This window comes from Exiguobacterium sp. BMC-KP, from assembly GCF_001275385.1.
In the GTDB taxonomy this organism is placed as follows: domain Bacteria; phylum Bacillota; class Bacilli; order Exiguobacteriales; family Exiguobacteriaceae; genus Exiguobacterium_A.
In genome coordinates this window covers 1136506-1155092 of record NZ_LGIW01000015.1, presented here as the reverse complement: position 1 = coordinate 1155092, position 18587 = coordinate 1136506, and the positions used below count along the sequence as shown (strand labels likewise).

The 18587-nt window shown below is 45.1% G+C and carries 21 protein-coding genes; 17 read left to right on the top strand and 4 right to left on the bottom strand.

Features of this window, described 5'->3' with window-relative positions:
* Window positions 1-17: 17 nt before the first annotated feature.
* From ADM98_RS17175 to nth, 6 genes are all read left to right on the top strand, one after another.
* A complete protein-coding gene (locus ADM98_RS17175; protein ID WP_012370646.1) occupies window positions 18-188 on the top strand; it encodes a YpmA family protein in 171 nt (56 codons plus the stop codon).
* The gene (locus ADM98_RS11895; RefSeq protein ID WP_053453716.1) at window positions 185-652 is read left to right on the top strand and encodes a hypothetical protein; all 468 of its coding nucleotides are present in this window, start codon (window positions 185-187) and stop codon (window positions 650-652) included. Before ADM98_RS17175 ends, ADM98_RS11895 begins: the two co-directional genes overlap by 4 nt.
* A gap of 14 nt (window positions 653-666) precedes the next feature.
* Complete coding sequence (locus tag ADM98_RS11890; RefSeq protein WP_053453715.1) at window positions 667-1848, top strand: pyridoxal phosphate-dependent aminotransferase; 1182 nt, start codon at window positions 667-669, stop codon at window positions 1846-1848.
* Window positions 1849-1877: 29 nt separating this feature from the next.
* Window positions 1878-3167, top strand: coding sequence for an asparagine--tRNA ligase (gene asnS / locus ADM98_RS11885; RefSeq protein ID WP_235504924.1), 1290 nt, complete (start codon window positions 1878-1880; stop codon window positions 3165-3167).
* A 75-nt stretch (window positions 3168-3242) separates the two neighbouring features.
* Window positions 3243-3821, top strand: a complete 579-nt coding sequence (locus tag ADM98_RS11880; RefSeq protein ID WP_053453713.1) for a DnaD domain-containing protein — start codon at window positions 3243-3245, stop codon at window positions 3819-3821.
* A 4-nt stretch (window positions 3822-3825) separates the two neighbouring features.
* Window positions 3826-4482, top strand: a complete 657-nt coding sequence (gene nth, locus ADM98_RS11875) for an endonuclease III (RefSeq protein ID WP_053453712.1) — start codon at window positions 3826-3828, stop codon at window positions 4480-4482.
* 41 nt (window positions 4483-4523) lie between these two features.
* Here nth and ADM98_RS11870 read toward each other — a convergent pair whose 3' ends face one another.
* Complete coding sequence (locus tag ADM98_RS11870; RefSeq protein WP_053453711.1) at window positions 4524-5438, bottom strand: DUF3800 domain-containing protein; 915 nt, start codon at window positions 5436-5438, stop codon at window positions 4524-4526.
* Between the two features lie 173 nt (window positions 5439-5611).
* Window positions 5612-5914 (bottom strand): DUF1798 family protein, encoded by a 303-nt coding sequence (locus ADM98_RS11865; protein WP_053453710.1) that lies wholly within the window; start codon window positions 5912-5914, stop codon window positions 5612-5614.
* A 74-nt stretch (window positions 5915-5988) separates the two neighbouring features.
* On the opposite strand from ADM98_RS11865, the gene recU reads away from it, so the two are divergent.
* The 7 genes from recU (at window position 5989) to ADM98_RS11830 (ending at window position 14402) form a co-directional block, all read left to right on the top strand.
* The gene (gene recU, locus ADM98_RS11860; RefSeq protein WP_053454543.1) at window positions 5989-6615 is read left to right on the top strand and encodes a Holliday junction resolvase RecU; all 627 of its coding nucleotides are present in this window, start codon (window positions 5989-5991) and stop codon (window positions 6613-6615) included.
* 20 nt (window positions 6616-6635) lie between these two features.
* Complete coding sequence (locus ADM98_RS11855) at window positions 6636-9266, top strand: PBP1A family penicillin-binding protein (protein WP_053453709.1); 2631 nt, start codon at window positions 6636-6638, stop codon at window positions 9264-9266.
* A 105-nt stretch (window positions 9267-9371) separates the two neighbouring features.
* A complete protein-coding gene (locus ADM98_RS11850; protein ID WP_053453708.1) occupies window positions 9372-11636 on the top strand; it encodes a DEAD/DEAH box helicase in 2265 nt (754 codons plus the stop codon).
* A gap of 17 nt (window positions 11637-11653) precedes the next feature.
* Window positions 11654-12838, top strand: coding sequence for a ribonuclease H-like domain-containing protein (locus ADM98_RS11845; RefSeq protein ID WP_235504886.1), 1185 nt, complete (start codon window positions 11654-11656; stop codon window positions 12836-12838).
* Window positions 12835-13395: an SLOG family protein gene (locus ADM98_RS11840; protein ID WP_053453706.1), complete on the top strand. Its 561-nt coding sequence runs from the start codon at window positions 12835-12837 to the stop codon at window positions 13393-13395. The genes ADM98_RS11845 and ADM98_RS11840 overlap by 4 nt, the downstream gene beginning before the upstream one ends.
* Window positions 13396-13400: 5 nt before the next feature.
* A complete protein-coding gene (gpsB, locus tag ADM98_RS11835) occupies window positions 13401-13715 on the top strand; it encodes a cell division regulator GpsB (RefSeq protein WP_053453705.1) in 315 nt (104 codons plus the stop codon).
* A 132-nt stretch (window positions 13716-13847) separates the two neighbouring features.
* Window positions 13848-14402 (top strand): nuclease-related domain-containing protein, encoded by a 555-nt coding sequence (locus ADM98_RS11830; protein WP_053453704.1) that lies wholly within the window; start codon window positions 13848-13850, stop codon window positions 14400-14402.
* A 54-nt stretch (window positions 14403-14456) separates the two neighbouring features.
* Here ADM98_RS11830 and ADM98_RS11825 read toward each other — a convergent pair whose 3' ends face one another.
* Complete coding sequence (locus tag ADM98_RS11825; protein ID WP_053453703.1) at window positions 14457-14774, bottom strand: hypothetical protein; 318 nt, start codon at window positions 14772-14774, stop codon at window positions 14457-14459.
* A gap of 33 nt (window positions 14775-14807) precedes the next feature.
* Window positions 14808-16382 (bottom strand): FAD-dependent monooxygenase, encoded by a 1575-nt coding sequence (locus tag ADM98_RS11820; RefSeq protein WP_053453702.1) that lies wholly within the window; start codon window positions 16380-16382, stop codon window positions 14808-14810.
* A gap of 88 nt (window positions 16383-16470) precedes the next feature.
* Here ADM98_RS11820 and yvfG point away from each other — a divergent pair, with 88 nt between their 5' ends.
* From yvfG to ADM98_RS11800, 4 genes are all read left to right on the top strand, one after another.
* Window positions 16471-16692, top strand: coding sequence for a protein YvfG (gene yvfG / locus ADM98_RS11815; RefSeq protein ID WP_035407279.1), 222 nt, complete (start codon window positions 16471-16473; stop codon window positions 16690-16692).
* A complete protein-coding gene (locus ADM98_RS11810; RefSeq protein ID WP_053453701.1) occupies window positions 16689-17300 on the top strand; it encodes an NUDIX hydrolase in 612 nt (203 codons plus the stop codon). Before yvfG ends, ADM98_RS11810 begins: the two co-directional genes overlap by 4 nt.
* 60 nt (window positions 17301-17360) lie before the next feature.
* Window positions 17361-17570 (top strand): hypothetical protein, encoded by a 210-nt coding sequence (locus ADM98_RS11805; RefSeq protein ID WP_053453700.1) that lies wholly within the window; start codon window positions 17361-17363, stop codon window positions 17568-17570.
* Window positions 17571-17920: 350 nt separating this feature from the next.
* Complete coding sequence (locus tag ADM98_RS11800; RefSeq protein ID WP_053453699.1) at window positions 17921-18544, top strand: 3D domain-containing protein; 624 nt, start codon at window positions 17921-17923, stop codon at window positions 18542-18544.
* The last annotated feature ends 43 nt before the right edge of the window (window positions 18545-18587 follow it).

Below are 18587 nucleotides of genomic sequence, written 5' to 3'. Positions count from 1 at the left end.
TGAGGGAGGACATACAGATGGATTCAAAAATTGAAACACTTGCGACCGTCAAAGTGAACCGCCATGACGATACGTATAAAATCGTCGACTTATTGAATCGGACGCTAAAGACGGAAGATTTAATGTTCGGTCTTGCTCTCGATGAAAAAGACAAGGAGCAGATGGTCTTTACCATCTACCGCACATGAAGTGGAAAATTACGCTTGGTCTGCTGAGTGCACTCATCCTTTTGACTGTACTTGGCACCGCCGTTTATCAGGTGACGATCGCTGAGGCAAAGGACCGGGAACAGAGCGTCGCTGAACAAGCAGAGACGCGTCTGAAAAAAGAACTCAAACCGACGGACGTCCGGTTCGAATCTGTCTTTAACGGGAAACGCCAATATGTCGTTTTTACGATGAAGCAGAGCGGACAGGCGGTACGGGCGTTCGTTCCGAAAAAAGGAAAGATTGAGACACGACCGATTGCTGATGGTATTGCCATTAAGACAGTCGTCGCAGATCATCCAGAACTAGGGGACATCGTGTCTGCTAAGTACGGCTTTGAGGATCGTGCCGTCATCGAGATCGTTTCGAAGACGGAAACAGGCTATGATTATTCGTATTATACGTATCAAGAAGGTTCTTTCATCAAACGATTACGAATCAAGTAAAGGGAGTGGGCGACATGTTATCGAAACGCGTACGACAATTGACACCATCTACAACGCTAGCCATTACAGCGAAAGCCAAGGCACTACGTGAAGAAGGTCAAGACATCATCGGTTTAGGTGCGGGAGAGCCCGACTTCAATACACCGGAATTCATCATCCAAGCAGCATTTGAAGCAGCAGAAGCGGGCGATACGAAGTATACGCCGTCTGGCGGAACTGTTGCCTTGAAAGATGCGATCATTGAAAAGACACGCCGTGACTTATGGATGCCATATGAACGCTCGGAAGTCATGGTAGCTTCAGGAGCAAAACATGCACTTTCGACATTATTCCAAGCGATTCTCGATCCAGGCGATGAAGTCATCGTCCCAGCACCTTATTGGGTCAGTTATCCGGAACAAATCAAACTCAGTGACGGCGTCCCTGTCATTCTTGAAACAGATGAATCGTCTCGTTTTAAAGTGACACGGGAATTGCTCGAGCAACATATCACACCGAACACGAAAGCACTTGTCTTGAACTCGCCATCAAATCCGACGGGAATGGTCTATTCAAAAGAAGAGCTTGAGATGGTAGCGGATATCGCAATCAAGCATGACTTACTCGTCATTAGTGACGAGATTTATGAGAAGTTACTTTATAACGGTGCGACGCATATCTCAATCGCTTCTTTACCAGAAATGCGCGAACGGACGGTCATCATCAATGGTGTCTCAAAATCCCATGCGATGACAGGTTGGCGGATCGGATATGCGATCGGACCGAAAGAGATCATCGCGGCGATGACGAACTTAGCGAGTCACTCGACATCGAATCCGACATCGATTGCGCAAGCGGCGTCGGTTGCTGCATATGCAGAAGGAGATGCACCGGTCGAAGCGATGCGTGTCATCTTCGAGGAGCGACTTGAAAAAATCTACGCACGACTCATCGAAATTAAAGGATTGACGTGTCTGAAGCCGGAAGGAGCATTCTACTTGTTCCCACATGCAAAGCAGGCTGCCGAGATGTGTGGATTCGATAATGTCGATGACTGGTGTACAGCTGTGTTATCTGAAGCAAAAGTCGCCTTGATTCCGGGTTCAGGATTTGGGGCACCGGACTATGTCCGTCTATCTTACGCGACAGATCCGGCGCGTGTCTTAGAGGCACTCGACCGGATTGAAGGATTCATCACGGCACATACAGCCGTTTAATAGAGAGAGGATGTTGACTGTTGAAAGCAATGATTCGGGATGTAAACAAACATGTAGGAGAAGAAGTGACGATTGGGTGTTGGTTAGCGAACAAACGCTCAAGCGGTAAAATCGCCTTCCTCCAACTACGAGATGGCTCTGGTTTCATGCAAGGGGTTGTCGTTAAAGAAACAGTTGGCGAAGACTTGTTCAAACAAGCAAAAGGCTTAACACAAGAATCATCACTTTGGGTGACAGGTGTCATTAAATCAGATGGTGGTCGGACAGCGATCGGTCATGAAATGGAAATTTCAAAGATTGAAGTCATCCATGAAGCAATCGATTATCCAATTACACCAAAAGCACACGGTACAGACTTCTTGATGGATAATCGCCACCTTTGGTTACGTTCGAAACGTCAGCACGCTGTAATGGTCGTCCGAAACGAATTGATTCGTGCGACGTACGAATTCTTCAACCAAGAAGGATTCATCAAAGTCGATCCGCCAATCTTAACTGGTAGTGCACCAGAAGGAACGACAGAATTGTTCCACACGAAATATTTCGATGAAGATGCCTACCTGTCACAATCAGGTCAACTCTACATGGAAGCGGCAGCAATGGCACTTGGTAAGGTCTTCTCGTTCGGACCAACGTTCCGTGCTGAAAAATCAAAGACACGCCGTCACTTGATCGAATTCTGGATGATGGAGCCTGAGATGGCGTTCCACGATCACGAGATGAACCTCGAGGTTCAGGAAAACTACGTCTCGCATCTCGTTCAATCGGCATTAAAAAACTGTCGTGCTGAACTCGAGTTGCTTGGTCGTGACTTGACGGTCCTTGAAAACATCAACGCACCGTTCCCGCGCGTCAAGTATACGGAAGCGATCGACATGCTCAAAGAGCAAGGATTCGACGATATCGAATTCGGAGACGATTTCGGAGCACCACACGAGACTGCAATCGCCAACAGCTTTGCACGTCCTGTCTTCATCACGCACTGGCCTAAAGCAATTAAACCGTTCTACATGAAAGAAGATCCGGAAAACCCAGACTTCGTTCTATGTGATGATTTGATTGCTCCTGAAGGCTATGGTGAAATCGTCGGAGGATCGCAACGTGAAGAAGATCACGAGAAACTCCTCGCTGAGATGAAGAAACATGGTCTTGACGAAACGGGTGCTTATAAATGGTATCTCGAAACACGCCAATACGGTTCTGTTCCACACAGTGGCTTCGGTCTTGGTTTAGAGCGGACAGTCGCTTGGATTACAGGTGTCGAGCACGTTCGGGAAACGATTCCGTTCCCACGTTTGCTGAACCGCCTCTATCCATAAGCAGTAAGGAAAAACATCGACCCATCGTCTCGACGGGTCGATTTCTTGTTTAGACTAGAGAATCGAGGAAATACGATGAATCATAATTTAGTTCAATTATTCGAGGAAGGGACGGTCGTCTTACCGAAGCGGTTGTTCACGGAGGCAAAACGGTTAGGCATTAGTTTTGTCGAGTTCACGTTAATTGGTCAATTATTCGCTTGTCGGGCGGAAGGGATGGAAATGCCTTCTCCGGAAGAGTTAAGTAATCGTCTCGGATTATCTGAGACGGAAACCATTGAGACGACGCTTGGTTTGTTACAAAAAGGGCTGCTTGCGATGGAGAACGTCAGTGGATCAGAACGCTATTCGCTTGTTCCACTTTATGAAAAGCTGATGGCACCACCCGAACAGGAAGCACCGAACTTTGATACGATCAACCCGTCTGTCTTCCAACAATTCGAACGAGAACTCGGGATGATGTCACCGTTCCAAATGGAGCAGATCATCCAGTGGTTGACGATCGAGAATATTTCGGAAGAGCTTGTACTTGCTGCACTTCGAGAAGCGGTCTATCATAACGTTCGCAAGATGACTTATATCAATCAAATTCTACGAACGTGGGAACGCGAAGGCATTAAAACACTTGAGGATCTTGCCGGACGGGGAGGCTGAGTAGATGTTACGGAAGGCTGAAATCGATCGGATTGAAGCGACGTTAGAAGAGATGTTTCCGGATGCATTTTGTGAGCTGATTCACCGCAATCCGTTTGAACTAGTCGTCGCCGTTGCACTGAGTGCACAAGCGACCGACGTACTTGTCAATCAGGTGACGCCTGGATTATTTGCAGCTTATCCGGATCCCTCTTCACTTGCTGCGGCACCGGTCGAGGAAATCGAAGATAAAATTAAACGTCTTGGTTTGTATCGGAATAAAGCGAAAAACATCAAGGCGCTTGCGGCACAATTACTCGAACGACATGACGGTGAAGTTCCGACAGAGCGAGCGGGTCTAGAAGCATTGCCTGGTGTTGGACGTAAGACGGCGAACGTTGTCTTATCTGTTGCTTTCGATGTCCCGGCATTTGCTGTCGACACACATGTTGAACGTGTTTCAAAACGCCTCGGGATCTGTCGCTGGAAAGATAACGTCACACAGGTCGAAGCGACCTTGATGCGTCGTTTCAAGCGAGAGCGTTGGTCGAAACTGCATCATCAGTTCATCTTTTTTGGACGGTATCACTGTAAGGCACAACGTCCGAACTGTGAAGCATGCCCGTTACTCGACATGTGTCGAGAGGGCAAAAAAAGAACAAAAGGATTAGCTACACCATAAAAACAGTGGATCCGGTTTCGGATCCACTGTTTTTATGCATATTATCCATTCCAAGGAGTATCAGACCACTCACGACGCTTTTTCGTGATCGGTACCTTCTTGAAGCCCCAGTTTCGGAAATCTTGGTCTGGGCTATCGCGGCGAATATAAATTTTATCTTTGATGGCCTTAAAAATCCGGTTTTCGTCCCCATAATGGACAAACCGTGGTTTTACCTCGATGACACCTCGACGAACGCGGGATAAAGGTAAGCAGACCAAATCGGCAATCTCAAGACCGGATTGGTAGAGGTCGCTGTCTTTTTCAGCAAAGATGAAGCCTTTGATTTTTTGACGACTTTTTTCGACGTCGAGATGAACCGTTCCTGAATTGAAGATATCGAAAAACGCTTTTTGAATCAACAAGTTCTGATAATCATCACGACTCTCAAGAACGACGCGAGCACTCGTTGCTTCTGTCTCATCGAGGAAGGAATAAAATGACTTCATCAAATGAGCGAAGGCGACGACATACGGATCCTTCGGAGTCGAGAAAAAGTCTTGTAGCTTCTGTTTATCGACTTCGACACTGACGATCGTACAATCGATATCAACGAGAAATTCCGGCAAGGCAATCCAAAAGTGACGCAACATATCAATCGTGATGCCGTCTTCCTTACCGTAAGGATGCTCCGCTTTTAAGATTTCTTTAAGATGGAGCGGAATATGTGGATCTTCAAAGACTTTTGCCTTGAAATCCATCAAGCGTTTGCGAAGCGGACTTGGTTCACCTGTCTCATCCGAATCAATGGCATATTTATATTCCATCAAGACGCCGGTTAAGTTGAATTGTGTATTACCCTTTGGCGTCCCAGTTTCGTCGACGAACATAATGTATTTCTTCGGGGCAGGGGTTGAGTTCTTAGGAAATCCTTTGACATCAACGCCTTTGACGTTCGATTGTACCCGTTTGTTCAAATGAATCTCCTCCAATTGCACGATAATTACACAGTCTTTTAGAAAGAAATGCTCTTGATGCCACTTTACACGCTAGGCGGCTGAAAAGCTATAGCCCGACAAGTGGAAACTTAGAAACATTTCCTCATAGATAAGGTGTTCGACTCAAGGAAGATAATTCCTGTTTTTAATTGTTATTCTTCTCCGTTCATTAATCGATCAATATAACGAACGGATTTAATCGTTTCATTAAAACGTTTCAGACTCGTTTTCGGTTGAAAGGCTTGAACAGAAATTTGCTTCAGTTGATCGACTGCACTTTCAACCATGCTCGGTCGTAGGTAAGGACTATCTTGGGCATTCATTTGCCACTCAGCTATCAATTGATCAGCTCGTTCAACGAACGGCACGACGTCTCGATTAAAGTCATATTCGGTTCCGGCACGTCCTTCTTGATAAATACGTTCAATCTCTTGTAATAACGGTTCAATTGTCATTGGTTTTTAACTACTCCTCTCGGCCGATACGGTACAATCACATATCATGGTACAATAAACGCGATAGGAGGGGAATCGTTTTGAATTACCCGAATGGGAAAAAATTTCAAAAGCCACTCGAGTCGCATGGAACCCAAATTAAGAAGGCGCGATCAACCGAGTCAACCTTTTCAAATCGAGGAATGACGCTCGAAAAATTATTGAATGAAAGCAATACGTTTTATCTAACCCATAATCGGGCAATCATTCACAAGAAACCCACTCCGTTACAAATTGTCCAAGTCGATTATCCAAAGCGATCGGCTGCTGTCGTTAAGGAGGCCTATTTCAAGCAACCGTCGACAACCGATTATAATGGTGTGTATCGTGGAAAATATATTGATTTCGAAGCGAAAGAGACGACGAATAAAACCTCTTTCCCAATAAAAAATTTTCACCCCCATCAAATCGCACACATGCGTCAATGTGTCGAACATGGAGGAATTTGTTTTGTCATCATTCGATTCAGTCTGTATAATGTGCAATATGTGCTTTCAGTCGAGCACGTGTTCCCCTGGTGGGATCAGCTAGAAAGCGGACGGAAATCAATTCCGCTGACAGCAATCGAACAAGACGGTATTAAAGTCGAGACTGGAGCGTACCCTGCCATCGATTATTTAAAGGCAGTGGACGAACTATATTTCAATTCAGACACTTTTTGATTGAAGGAGAAGGATAGCATATGGAAAGAAGTCGTGTCGCACGTCGTGAAGAGACCAAGTCATCTGAGAAAAAGATGAAACGGACAAAACGTCCTCAAAAGAAGAAGTCAGGTGGCGGTTCTGGTGGGAAAGGTCCACTTTGGAAAAAATTATTGTTGATTGCTACCGGTCTATTCATCTTAATGATGCTGATTGGTGGTGGTTTTGCAGCATATGCCGTAGCTACTGCTCCTGAACTGGATGAAGCAGAATTACGTGATGCGTTGCCGCTAAAAATTTACGCAAGCAATAAGAAAGAAATTACGAAAGGCGGAACGAGCCGAGAGTACGTCTCGATTGATGAAGTCCCAGAAGTAGTGAAGGACGCATTCATTTCGATCGAGGATCGTCGTTTCTATCAGCACAACGGGATCGATTTCCGTCGTCTTGGTGGAGCCATCATTGCAAACGTGACAGACGGATTTGGTTCTGAAGGGGCTTCGACGATTACACAACAGGTCGTCAAACAATCGTTCCTCAGCTTTGATAAGACGATTACACGGAAAGTCCAAGAGCAATGGCTCGCGATTCGTTTAGAACAGGACTATACGAAAGATCAAATTTTAGAGATGTATTTGAACAAAAACTATTATGGACAAAATTCATTCGGGATCCAGACAGCTTCAAAAGCATACTTCAATAAGCCTGTAAATAAATTAAATTATGCGGAAGCTGCGATGCTTGCAGGACTCCCGCAGCGTCCGACAGCATATGATCCAATTAAAGGAGATCCAAAGTTAACGAAATGGCGTCAGACGCAAGTCCTCAATGCGATGCAGACGACAGGCGTCATTACAGAAGCACAACGAGATAAAGCAGTGAAGCAGCCGATCTCAAAATTGATCAATCCGGCACCGAAGTCAACAAAGGATGAGTCTTATGATAGTGTCATCTTCGATATGGTATCAAAAGAGTTAGAAGATGATTTTGGCTTAGAAGGGAAAGACATCTATGGTCAAGGGTTAAAAATCTATACATCGATCGATAAACCGATGCATGACTATATGAATGAAGCAATCAAAAAAGATCAAATCGTTAAGATGCCCGAATATGCAGAAACAGCTGCTTCGGCGGTGAATACACAAACGGGTGAGATTTTAGCTGTCGTTGACGGAAAAAATCCAGGTAAAGGTACAGCGCGACGTAACTACGCAAATGAGCCACATCAACCGGGATCGTCTGCAAAACCATTCTTTGCCTATGGTCCAGCAATCGAAAATGATAAATGGTCGACTGCGAAACAATTGACGGATAAACCAACAGAAGTCAACGGCAAAGAGATTGGAAACTATTATGATGGATACCGTGGTACGAACACAATTCGTCATTGGTTAAAAATCTCAGCGAACACACCAGCTATTCAAACGTTCCAAGAAATCGGTGGTGACCAAGTTCAAACATTTGCTGAAAAATCAGGTTTGAAATTAGAAAACGATGAATCGATTTCTCCAGCTTATGCAATTGGTGGGATGAAACACGGATTCAATACGACTGAGATGGCTGGAGCTTACGCGACACTCGGAAACGGTGGCGATTATATTAAGCCACACCTGATCAAATCGATTGAATATAGTGATGGATCAAAAATCAAGTCGCCTGTCAAATCGAAAAAAGCGATGGAAGACTACACGGCATACATGTTAACGGATATGCTTCGTGATGTCTTAAAACCAGGTGGTACGTTCCCAAGCGCCGGATTGTCATTTGATGCAGCCGGTAAGACTGGGACTACGAATGCTTATAAAGATGTCTGGTTTGCAGGGTATACGTCTGATGTCTCAATCAGTGTCTGGACAGGAACGACGAAGTCTGGAAATAACAATGGATCTGGACTAAGTGGTCCGTATAACAGCACGATGGCACAGCAAATCTGGAAAGATTTCATCACAAAAACACGCGATCGTACACCAGCACCATTCAAACAACCTAGTTCTGTCCTTAGTATCGGAAATGAATTGTATGTGAAAGGGACGAAAGAGCCTGTCGTTGAAAAAAAGACAGTACCCGCTCCGACTGGATTACAAGCATCTTACGATGAAGACACAAAGAGCGGTGAACTAACTTGGAACTATAACGATGCTGCGTTACGAGCCAATGGGTATGATGATGTATCGTTTGAAGTGACGATGACAGATGCTGATGGGAAGTCATCGACAGTCGGAACGAGCACTACAAATCGTATCGCCATCAATGGTTTGAAACCAGGACGATCGACATTCCAAGTCGTTGCGAAAGCTTCTGGCGAGGAATCAGGTCCAGTCTCAACGACGGTCACGGTCACAGATCCTGAAGCAGATGAACCGACGACGGATGAACCAACGACAGATGAGCCGACGACGGATGAACCGACGACGGATGAACCGACGACGGATGAACCGACGACGGATGAACCGACGACGGATGAACCGACGACGGATGAACCAACGACGGATGAACCAACGACGGATGAACCAACGACGGATGAACCAACGACGGATGAACCAACGACGGATGAATCTTCATCGAATGATGGTGCAAATGCTCAAAGTAACTCCAATGCACCAGCGGAACGAAACAACAACAATAACAATAATAATAATCCGAATAATAGTGGAGATGACTCTGAGAATTAATGAAAGATCATCACCTGTAAAGTAGACAAGACCAAAGACGAGTAGATCGTTCTTTGGTCTTGCCTCTTTTTTTGTATAATGAGAGAAGTGGAAGGAAGTGAAGGCATGCAAGCGAAACAAACGCTCGTTGCATTTCTTGAAGAACTCAAACAAGACCGCTCGTTCATGGAGCGGATTACGTATATGAAAACAATGGAAGCGACAGCGGGACGTTATGTCGATTTTCCAGAACAACTACCAGATCGTTTGCGACAAGCGCTACGAATACGTGGAATTAACCAGTTATACCGTCATCAAGGGTTAGCGTATGAACGTGTACAAGCGGGAGAGTCGACGGTCATCGTCACACCAACCGCATCAGGAAAGACTTACTGTTTTAATTTACCGGTCTTATCGCATCTATTACAGCATCCGAACGCGCGAGCATTGTATCTTTATCCCACGAAAGCTCTCGCACAAGATCAAAATAGTGAGTTACTGGAACTGATCGATCAATTAGAAGCCCCAATCCGTTGTTTTACCTATGACGGGGACACATCACCAACGATTCGAACAAAAGTACGAAAAGCAGGGAACATCGTCATTACGAATCCGGATATGCTACATTCCGGGATTTTGCCACACCATACCAAATGGATTGAATTATTTGAGAATCTTAAATATATCGTCATTGATGAGTTACACACGTACCGTGGTGTGTTTGGTAGTCATGTCGCGAATGTCATTCGTCGGCTACGACGGATTTGTCGTTATTACGGGAGTGACCCGGTTTTTATCATGACGAGTGCGACGATCGCCAATCCAAAGGAACTGGCAGAACGATTAACGGAAAAAAAAGTCGGTCTGATTGATGAGAATGGTGCGCCAACTGGACGTAAACATTTTCTCGTTTATCAACCGCCCATCGTCAATGCGCAACTTGGGATACGACGTTCAGCGACGCTTGAGACGAAACAACTGGCGATGCGCTTCATCAAGAAAAAATTCCAAACGATTATCTTTGCACGGTCACGTGTCCGCGTCGAAGTCTTATTGACGTATCTACGAAGCATCTACCCGCATGAACTTGGTCCACGATCAATCGAAGGGTATCGAGGAGGATACTTGCCAAGTGAACGACGTGATATCGAACGTCGATTACGACAAGGTGAGATCACGGGTATCGTCTCGACGAATGCTCTCGAACTTGGTGTCGATATCGGTCAACTGCAAGTCTGTATCATGAATGGCTATCCGGGAACGATTGCTTCGCTCTGGCAGCAAGCAGGTCGCGCTGGCCGCCGTCAAGATGATGCCTTGATCATCCTTGTCGCTTCTTCCGGTATGCTCGATCAATACGTCGCAGAACGTCCAGAACTGTTCTTGAATCAATCACCAGAAGCAGCACGCCTCGATCCAGATAATCTGATCATTGCAGTAGATCATGTCAAATGTGCAGCGTTTGAACTACCCTTTACAAAAGGAGAGTCATTCGGGACACTTGAGACGGAGGATATCCTGGAGTACTTAGTCGAAGAGCGTGTCTTGCACGAAAGAGGCGAACGTTATTATTGGATGAACGATGCGTTCCCGGCGCACGGAATTTCGCTTCGATCGAGTGATCAAGAGAACGTCATCATCGTTGACCAGACAGAGGTACCGAATCGGGTCATTGGTGAGATGGATACATTCAGTGCGATGACGTTGTTACATGACGAGGCGATTTATCTTCATGGAGCGGATCAATATCAAGTCGAACATTTAGATTTTGAAGAGAAAAAAGCCTTCGTCCGTGCCGTAGACGTTGATTATTATACAGATGCTAATTTTTCAGTCGACCTTTCTGTACTCGAAGAAGACGAACGATACGCTGAAGGAGAATATAGTGTTGCCCGTGGCGATGTCAGCGTTCGTGGGATGGCGACGATGTTTAAGAAGATTAAGTTCGGCACCCATGAGAACATCGGCTCTGGTCCGATTCATTTACCGGAACGAGAAATTCACACGACAGGTGTCTGGTTCACTTTACCTGATCACGCACGCTCCTCGACAGAGCTAGAGCAAGTGTTAGAAGGCGTCGCGAATAGTCTACGGCGTGTTGCACCGCTTTATTTGATGTGTGATGCGAGTGACGTCTTTGTCGTGCCACAAGTCAAAGCGACACACACACAACAGCCTACCGTCTATCTGTATGATCGTTACCCTGGTGGTGTTGGTCTAGCGCAGTCGATCTATAAGCAACGCGGTGTCATGTTGCGTGCAGCACGAGATTCAATCATCACGTGTCCTTGTCAGGACGGTTGTCCTGCGTGTATCGGTATGGTTGGTGTCGCAGATGAAAAAGAACGAACGATTCAGTTATTAGCAGAAATGGAGAAGGAACTATCATGAAAAATCGTCTTAGACGCATGCTGAAATCTACATCAGACGTCGCACCGGATACTCCTGCTTCTTCCGCTTCTGAAACGGAAACAGCGAAGAGACTAGTCGGATGGACCGACGAGCAGCAGGCTTGGATTGATCGAGGGGCCGACATCTTAACTTTTGAAGAAGAGTGGATTGTTCGGATCGACAAACGGTATGCGTTAACGGACCGTCATGGAGATCGAAGCTTTGCGGAAGTGTATGAGTCCTTACAACTGCCGCATCCACCGCTTGCGCTGGACGTCCCGCTCGAGCAGGTCATCTTCTTTGATACAGAGACGACAGGATTACGAGGAACCGGAACGACAATCTTTTTGCTTGGTTTTGCTCGCTTTGAGCAGTGCGGGTTACTGATGCGTCAGTATTTCTTACCACATCCACACTTTGAAGCTGCCTTTTATCATCACTTTCTGCACGACATCGGAGATGATGTCCGGTTCGTAACCTATAACGGTAAAAGTTTTGACTGGCCACAAATCAAGACACGACATGTCTTCGTGCGGGAACGCGTTCCGCGGTTACCGAAAGTCGGTCATCTTGATTTACTGCATGTTGCACGGCGAATTTTCAAAGGAATGTACGACTCTTATCGATTAACAGCGATGGAAGAGCGAATCGGGTTCGAACGAGAGGGAGATTTACCTGGATTTTTGGCGCCTATGCATTACTTCCAGTACGTCGAACATCAGCATCCCGATATCATGACAGGCGTCTTACAACATCATCTTGATGACTGCCTGACTCTCGTTAGTCTGTATGACACGTGCAACCGACTCGTCACGCATCGGGCAGAGGCACCTTCACCGATTCAAGAGAACATCGCGATTTGGTTAGCAGATCTCGGAATCCATGAAGGATCCCATGCTCATTTTCAGCAGGTCAAAGAGTTATCGCCAGAAGGGTGGCTGCGAAAAGGGTATTTGCATAAAAAAATGAAAAACCATGAACAAGCTCGAGAATGTTTCTTAAAAAGTGATAGTTACTTGGGGTATATCGAACTCGCGAAATGGGCGGAGCACATTGCAAAAGATCCAGTGCTTGCTTATGATTATACTGAACGAGCACGACACCAAGTCGAACGCCACCATTGGTTAATTACGAAAAAAGAACGAATCTTAGCAGAGCTTGATCATCGAGGACGTCGGTTGAAAAGGAAGTGTAACGCGTGAAAGTGGTTGCCATCACAGGGTACAAGCCAAATGAACTAGGCATCTTCGATCAAAAACATCCCGGTATCCGTGTCTTAAAGGCAGCCTACCGAGAGCGGATAATTCGCTTAATTGAAGATCGTGGAACGGAGTGGTTCATTACGAGTGCGTCACCTGGCTGTGAAATCTGGGCGTGCGAGGTCATTCTAGAATTGAAGGAAGACTATCCAGATATTCGTCTAGGTATCCTCTTGCCATTTCTAGAGCAGGAGGCACGCTGGAAAGAACCTGTGCAAGCACAGTATCTTTCAATCCTTGAACAAGCTGACTTTGTGGAAGCAATTAGTCAGAAACCGTACACGGATCCATCACAGTTACGTAATAAAACGGAATTCATGATTCAAAAAAGCCAAGGGTTGTTATCGGTTTTTGATGAAGAACATGGAGGATCAGCGAAATTTTTAGTAGAGCGTGCTAGAATGGAAATGGAACAATCCGATTATCAGTTGTTTTTGATTACGCAAGATGATTTATCTTGGCTCGAACAAGAATTACAACACAATGACCAGTGGGAGTGAAGAGGATGTATAAGCCATTGTTGACAGCGGACGATATTTATAAAAAAGAATTCAAGACCGGCCTCCGTGGCTACGTCATCGAGGATGTCGATGGATACTTGGATCAAATCATTAAAGATTATGAAGGATTCGAACGTGAAATCGAACGTCTGAAGAAAGAGAATGAGTCGTTGAAACAAGCGCCTGTTCAACCGGAAAAACGGGAGGAACGTCGCGTCGAACAATCGGAGCCGCAAGTTTCTAGTTCATCCAACTATGACATGTTGCGTCGCATCTCAAATCTCGAGAAGGCGGTCTTCGGACGACCGCACCAAGACTAATGAATCAAAAAGATATTTCTGCCAATTGGTCAGGAATATCTTTTTTGATTGCCTTCTTTTTGAAAGAATCATCATCTGAAGGAAAACGGTGTTAAGATAACTAATAATACATACTACAAAGGATGATGAATCATGTTACAAGTCATGACAGCTTCGGTTCCGGAACCACCACGTCGCCGTTTCTTTGGAAATAAACAAGTGAATACGACGACGTACGAAACAGATGCGCTTTGTAATGAAATCCGTCATGTGTGTCGTTTTGATTGGATGTTATTTGAACGCATTCGCCTTTCGGACACGATTACCATCCCTTTTGCTCTAATTGGACCGAAAGGACTATTTCTCTTGTTGCAAAACGATGCTGCTATAGAATGGATGACAGAGGAATCGTGCCACGTGATGGATCCTGTTCATGGAAAGAGATTGTTTACACCTCATCCAATTGATCAATCGAAGCGAATCGTTCAAGCTGTTCGTAAAGCGTTGAAGGAGCAAGGGGTGACCATTCCGATTCATGCTATGACCCTTTTCCCGAAGGCACCACAGATGCGGACGGAACGCATTAAATTTCCGACAGGACATACGTTCAAAGATGTACGAGCATTCATCGTCTCAAAGAAATCTTCACCTGTTCAAGAACAAGAACGAAAACAAGTTGCATTTTATCTCGCCCAGCACCAAGAATGAGAAAAGGCAGTGAAGCGTTCGCTTCACTGCCTTTTTGGTGATATCTTGATCAATTTAACGTCTCGGTCGTGTCGCAAGAATTTCCTCAGCTTGTGTTAGATCTTCTTTTAAGACATAGACCGCAACGCGATCGTCCAAGTCTTTGCTGAAACGTCGGAACAAAAACGAAGTCTTAATACCACGCTCAACGCGAATGTCTAGTTCAGCTGCCTCTAGTCGAGCAGCATCCTTCAATAAATCTTCCCCTTTTTCACCAAAAGCCTCTCCAAGAAGCGACCAGCGAAGATTTTCCTTTGTTCGTCTACTGACGATGACAAGAAACGCGACAATGAGAAGAATGATTAAAACCGTTCGAATCAGTTGTATATCCATATAGATGTTCACCTCATCTACTATCATACCGAGTTATCGCGCATAAAGTAAACGTTCAACATACCGAGCGAATGATTTACTTTTTAAACCTTGTTGGCGATAAGCAATATAACCGTCGGGGCGAATCAAGTATAATCCGGACTGTTTGATACCGAAGCGTCGTGCGAGTTCACCGCCTTGATCGACGACACCATCTTCTTTTAAGGATTGATGAATTGGCACTGTTTCAAAGAGATCCGGATACGTATAAGCTAATTCCTTAAATGGTTCAAGAAGATCATCTGTAGCATTCTTCGGTAAGAACAATAGTAATAAGAAATTTCGGTCAGCGCGACGCAACAAGAGTTCATTCTTTTTCGTTCGCGGATGAACGACTTCACTATAAGGCATTGGTTCACCTGGTTTTGGCGTCAATGGACTGAAGCGTCCTTGTGTGACGAATGTTGAACTCGCTGGGTAGTGACTGTTGAGCTGAGCGATTCGATTCGTTACGAAATGATGCAGTGGTGCGATTTTGAGACTATTTCGAATGACTTTCTCTTGCAACGGTAACAAAAAGGGAATGTTGATTTGCAAGAGTTCCGTCGCAAGATTCGTTGACCTTAAGATCCCTTGTGCCGCTTCTCGCCGTTCGACGCTATAGGAGTCGAGTAACGGAAAGCTCGCCTTGAACTGGTGGACGCACCAAAGTTTCCATGCAAGATTCATCGCATCGGCAATACCAGTATTCATCCCTTGACCACCGACGGGAGAATTGATGTGAGCCGCATCCCCAATCAGATAGATGCGATGATGTCCGAACTTCTCAATGATCCGATTATGAACGCGGAACATCGAGTACCAATGGACTTTTTTGAGCTTAAACGGAACTTTAGCTCGATTTTTCAAAAAATCATCAATCGCATTATGATCCGTCGGAACAGGTCCGCTCGTTAGATTGCCGGTGATGCGAAATAGATTCGATTGAAGAGGAAACGACTCGATGACGCCATGATCAGAGAAGAAAATGTGTACTTCTTCGGAAGAAAGTGGCCAATCGACCTCGATATCTGCCAGTGCCCAAGATTCTTTAAAAGACTTACCGCTAAATGGAAGTCCGAGTTCCCGACGGACGAAACTATTTGCACCATCAGCTCCGATAATAAAAGAGGCATCAACTGTCTCCGTTTCTCCTTTATGTTGTAAGGAAGCGGTGACAAACGTTGGGAATTGAGCGAATCCCGTTAATTCCGTCTCTCGTTCAACGCTATGCCCGTAAGCGGCGAGTTGTGCTTCGAGAATCCGTTCCGTCTCACTTTGGGGCAAGAGCGTAACAAACGGAAAAGGTGTATTTAAATCAGTAAAATCAAGTTTTGCCTGCCATGCGCCATTAACATAGAGGTTTCCCTGATTGATTTTAATCGCATTTTCCATTAAGTCTTCTGCCACACCAAGTCTTGCGAACAATTCAAGGGAACGTGCTTGAATGCCGATGGCTTTGGAGACGACAGATGGTCCACTTGCACGTTCAACGATGCGGAAGGATAATCCATAGCGCGAGAGTGCGAGTGCGAGTGTTAAACCGGTTGGTCCGGCACCAATAATGAGGACATCTAATTTTTTATTCACGGATAACCCCCCTTAATTTACATCTTAGCCAAAACTCGTTACCATTAAACTATTGATGACACGCTCGACGTGTGAAAGGATGAAACTTGTGAACGAACAACTTTTTACGACAGAACGATTGATTGCGAACTTTAAGGAATATATCCGTCAGAACGAGGCGCATCTGACCAAGCGCAATGCTTTAAACGCCTACTACAAGACGGTAGCAGGATCAATCTTATCAGATCGGATCGCTAAAAATGCGGATTTAATCGTTCGTATGCGCCATCTTGAAGAAGCGTACCATCATGTTGCACAAGAAGGGCGATGAAACAGGTGAACTTAGCCGATATCCGAAAGCAGTATGTAGATTCTGAAGAACGTTTACCTCGTCATGCGGCAGCCGTACTCGTTCCGTTGGTCGAACAGGATGGCGAAGTCTATTTGTTATTTCAAGTACGCGCCAAGACACTGCGTTCACAGCCAGGTGAAATCGCGTTTCCAGGCGGGCGAATCGATGATGGCGAATCACCAAAAGCAGCAGCTATCCGTGAGACGGTCGAAGAATTGAATGTCAAAGCTTCAGAAGTTGAACTGATTGGAACGTTAGAGCCGCTTGTGACACCAAATCGGTCAATCATTTATCCGTATCTCGGTATCCTTCATGCGACGGATTTTAAGCCTTCTCCAGCAGAAGTCGATCATGTGTTTCTCGTATCATTAAAAGAGTTGATGACTTCAAAACCAATCAAAGGGGATATGGAGTGGCGAATCCGACCAGGAAAAGAGGTCCCAACAGAACGAATGGCGAATCGTGAAGCCTACTTGGATCGCACGTATACGGTCACGGAGCATTTTTATGAGCATGGGGACTATCTGATTTGGGGACTAACTGCTAAAATCTTGCGCCAGTTCTTGGCTCAATTAACGCGTGACTAGCTTTTTCGGTCGTTATTTTATATGATTAACTGTAATTGAACGTGTCAGGAGATGAGTCAGATGGAAGAAACAGAAGAGTTATTCGATTATATCGTTGGCGATATGGTAAAAACAAAAGATGGCTGGGTTGCGGAAGTGACAGCTGTATTGACAAATACAGTCGTTGGTGACCTATCTCATACGAAAAACTTTGAGTCACTCGGTTTGGAGTTTGAAAAACAAGTGTTATTAAAGTCAGAAATTGAACTGTTAGAACGTAAAACAAAATAATGTATGAGAGCACACCAGTTCATACGGTGTGCTTTTTTCATGTTCATCCAGATAAGTGAATAATAATGAACTGCTACTTTAGACGAGTGAAGAGAAAATTGGACAAAATAACTGAAAACATCGAAAAAATACATTTATTACAGAAGAGTAACAAAGAGTAAATCGTAACAGAACGGTTACAAAATATAAAAGCGTTGCTACACAACGGATGAGAGCGTTTTTTGTAAGCGTGTAACCGTTTCGTTACTTTTTGACAGATATATTTCAATTCATGGTGTTCGCTTTTCAAACCGTTTGTCACCGTGATACGTTGTGCGGGTCGTAAAACGGCAAGAAAGGTTGGCATCAACATGAAACGAACATCATTCCTATTATCCCTTTGTTTAGCGGGATTCATATTTATTCTTTTGCCACATCATGAAGCATCAGCAGCACAAATCGGTATTGGTACGGAGAAGACGATCGTACAAAATCCGTTAGAAATGAAACGTCAAGCTGCTCAAAAGAAGCTGGAACAAGCAGAAGCACGAAAACAGGCACGCTTACAAGCAGAACAGAAAGAAAAAGCCGGACAGAAAGCAAAAATAGATGCTAAAAAGAAAGCGCAACAGGCAAAGAAACAAAGTCGTTCGCAAACAAAGTCCAATCGTTCAGCGAAACGTACGGAAACATTTGAGACGACAGCATATACGACAAATCCAGAAAACAATGGAAGTCGCCTGTATAACGGTCGTGCATTAACGGCATCGGGTTATGACGTCACGAATACGATTACATACGAAGGACGTCGGATTGTAGCAGTCGATCCATCGGTCGTGCCCCTTGGAACTAAGGTACACGTTGAAGGGTTCGGGGATGCGATTGCCCTCGATACAGGTGGTGCGATTCGTGGAAAAATCATGGATCTTCTAGTTGGATCAAAACAAGAGGCGTTAGAATGGGGTCGCCGCCATGTAACGGTGACATTCGAATAATAGAATCAAACAGTCAGACGGTGGATCGATTCCACCGTCTTTT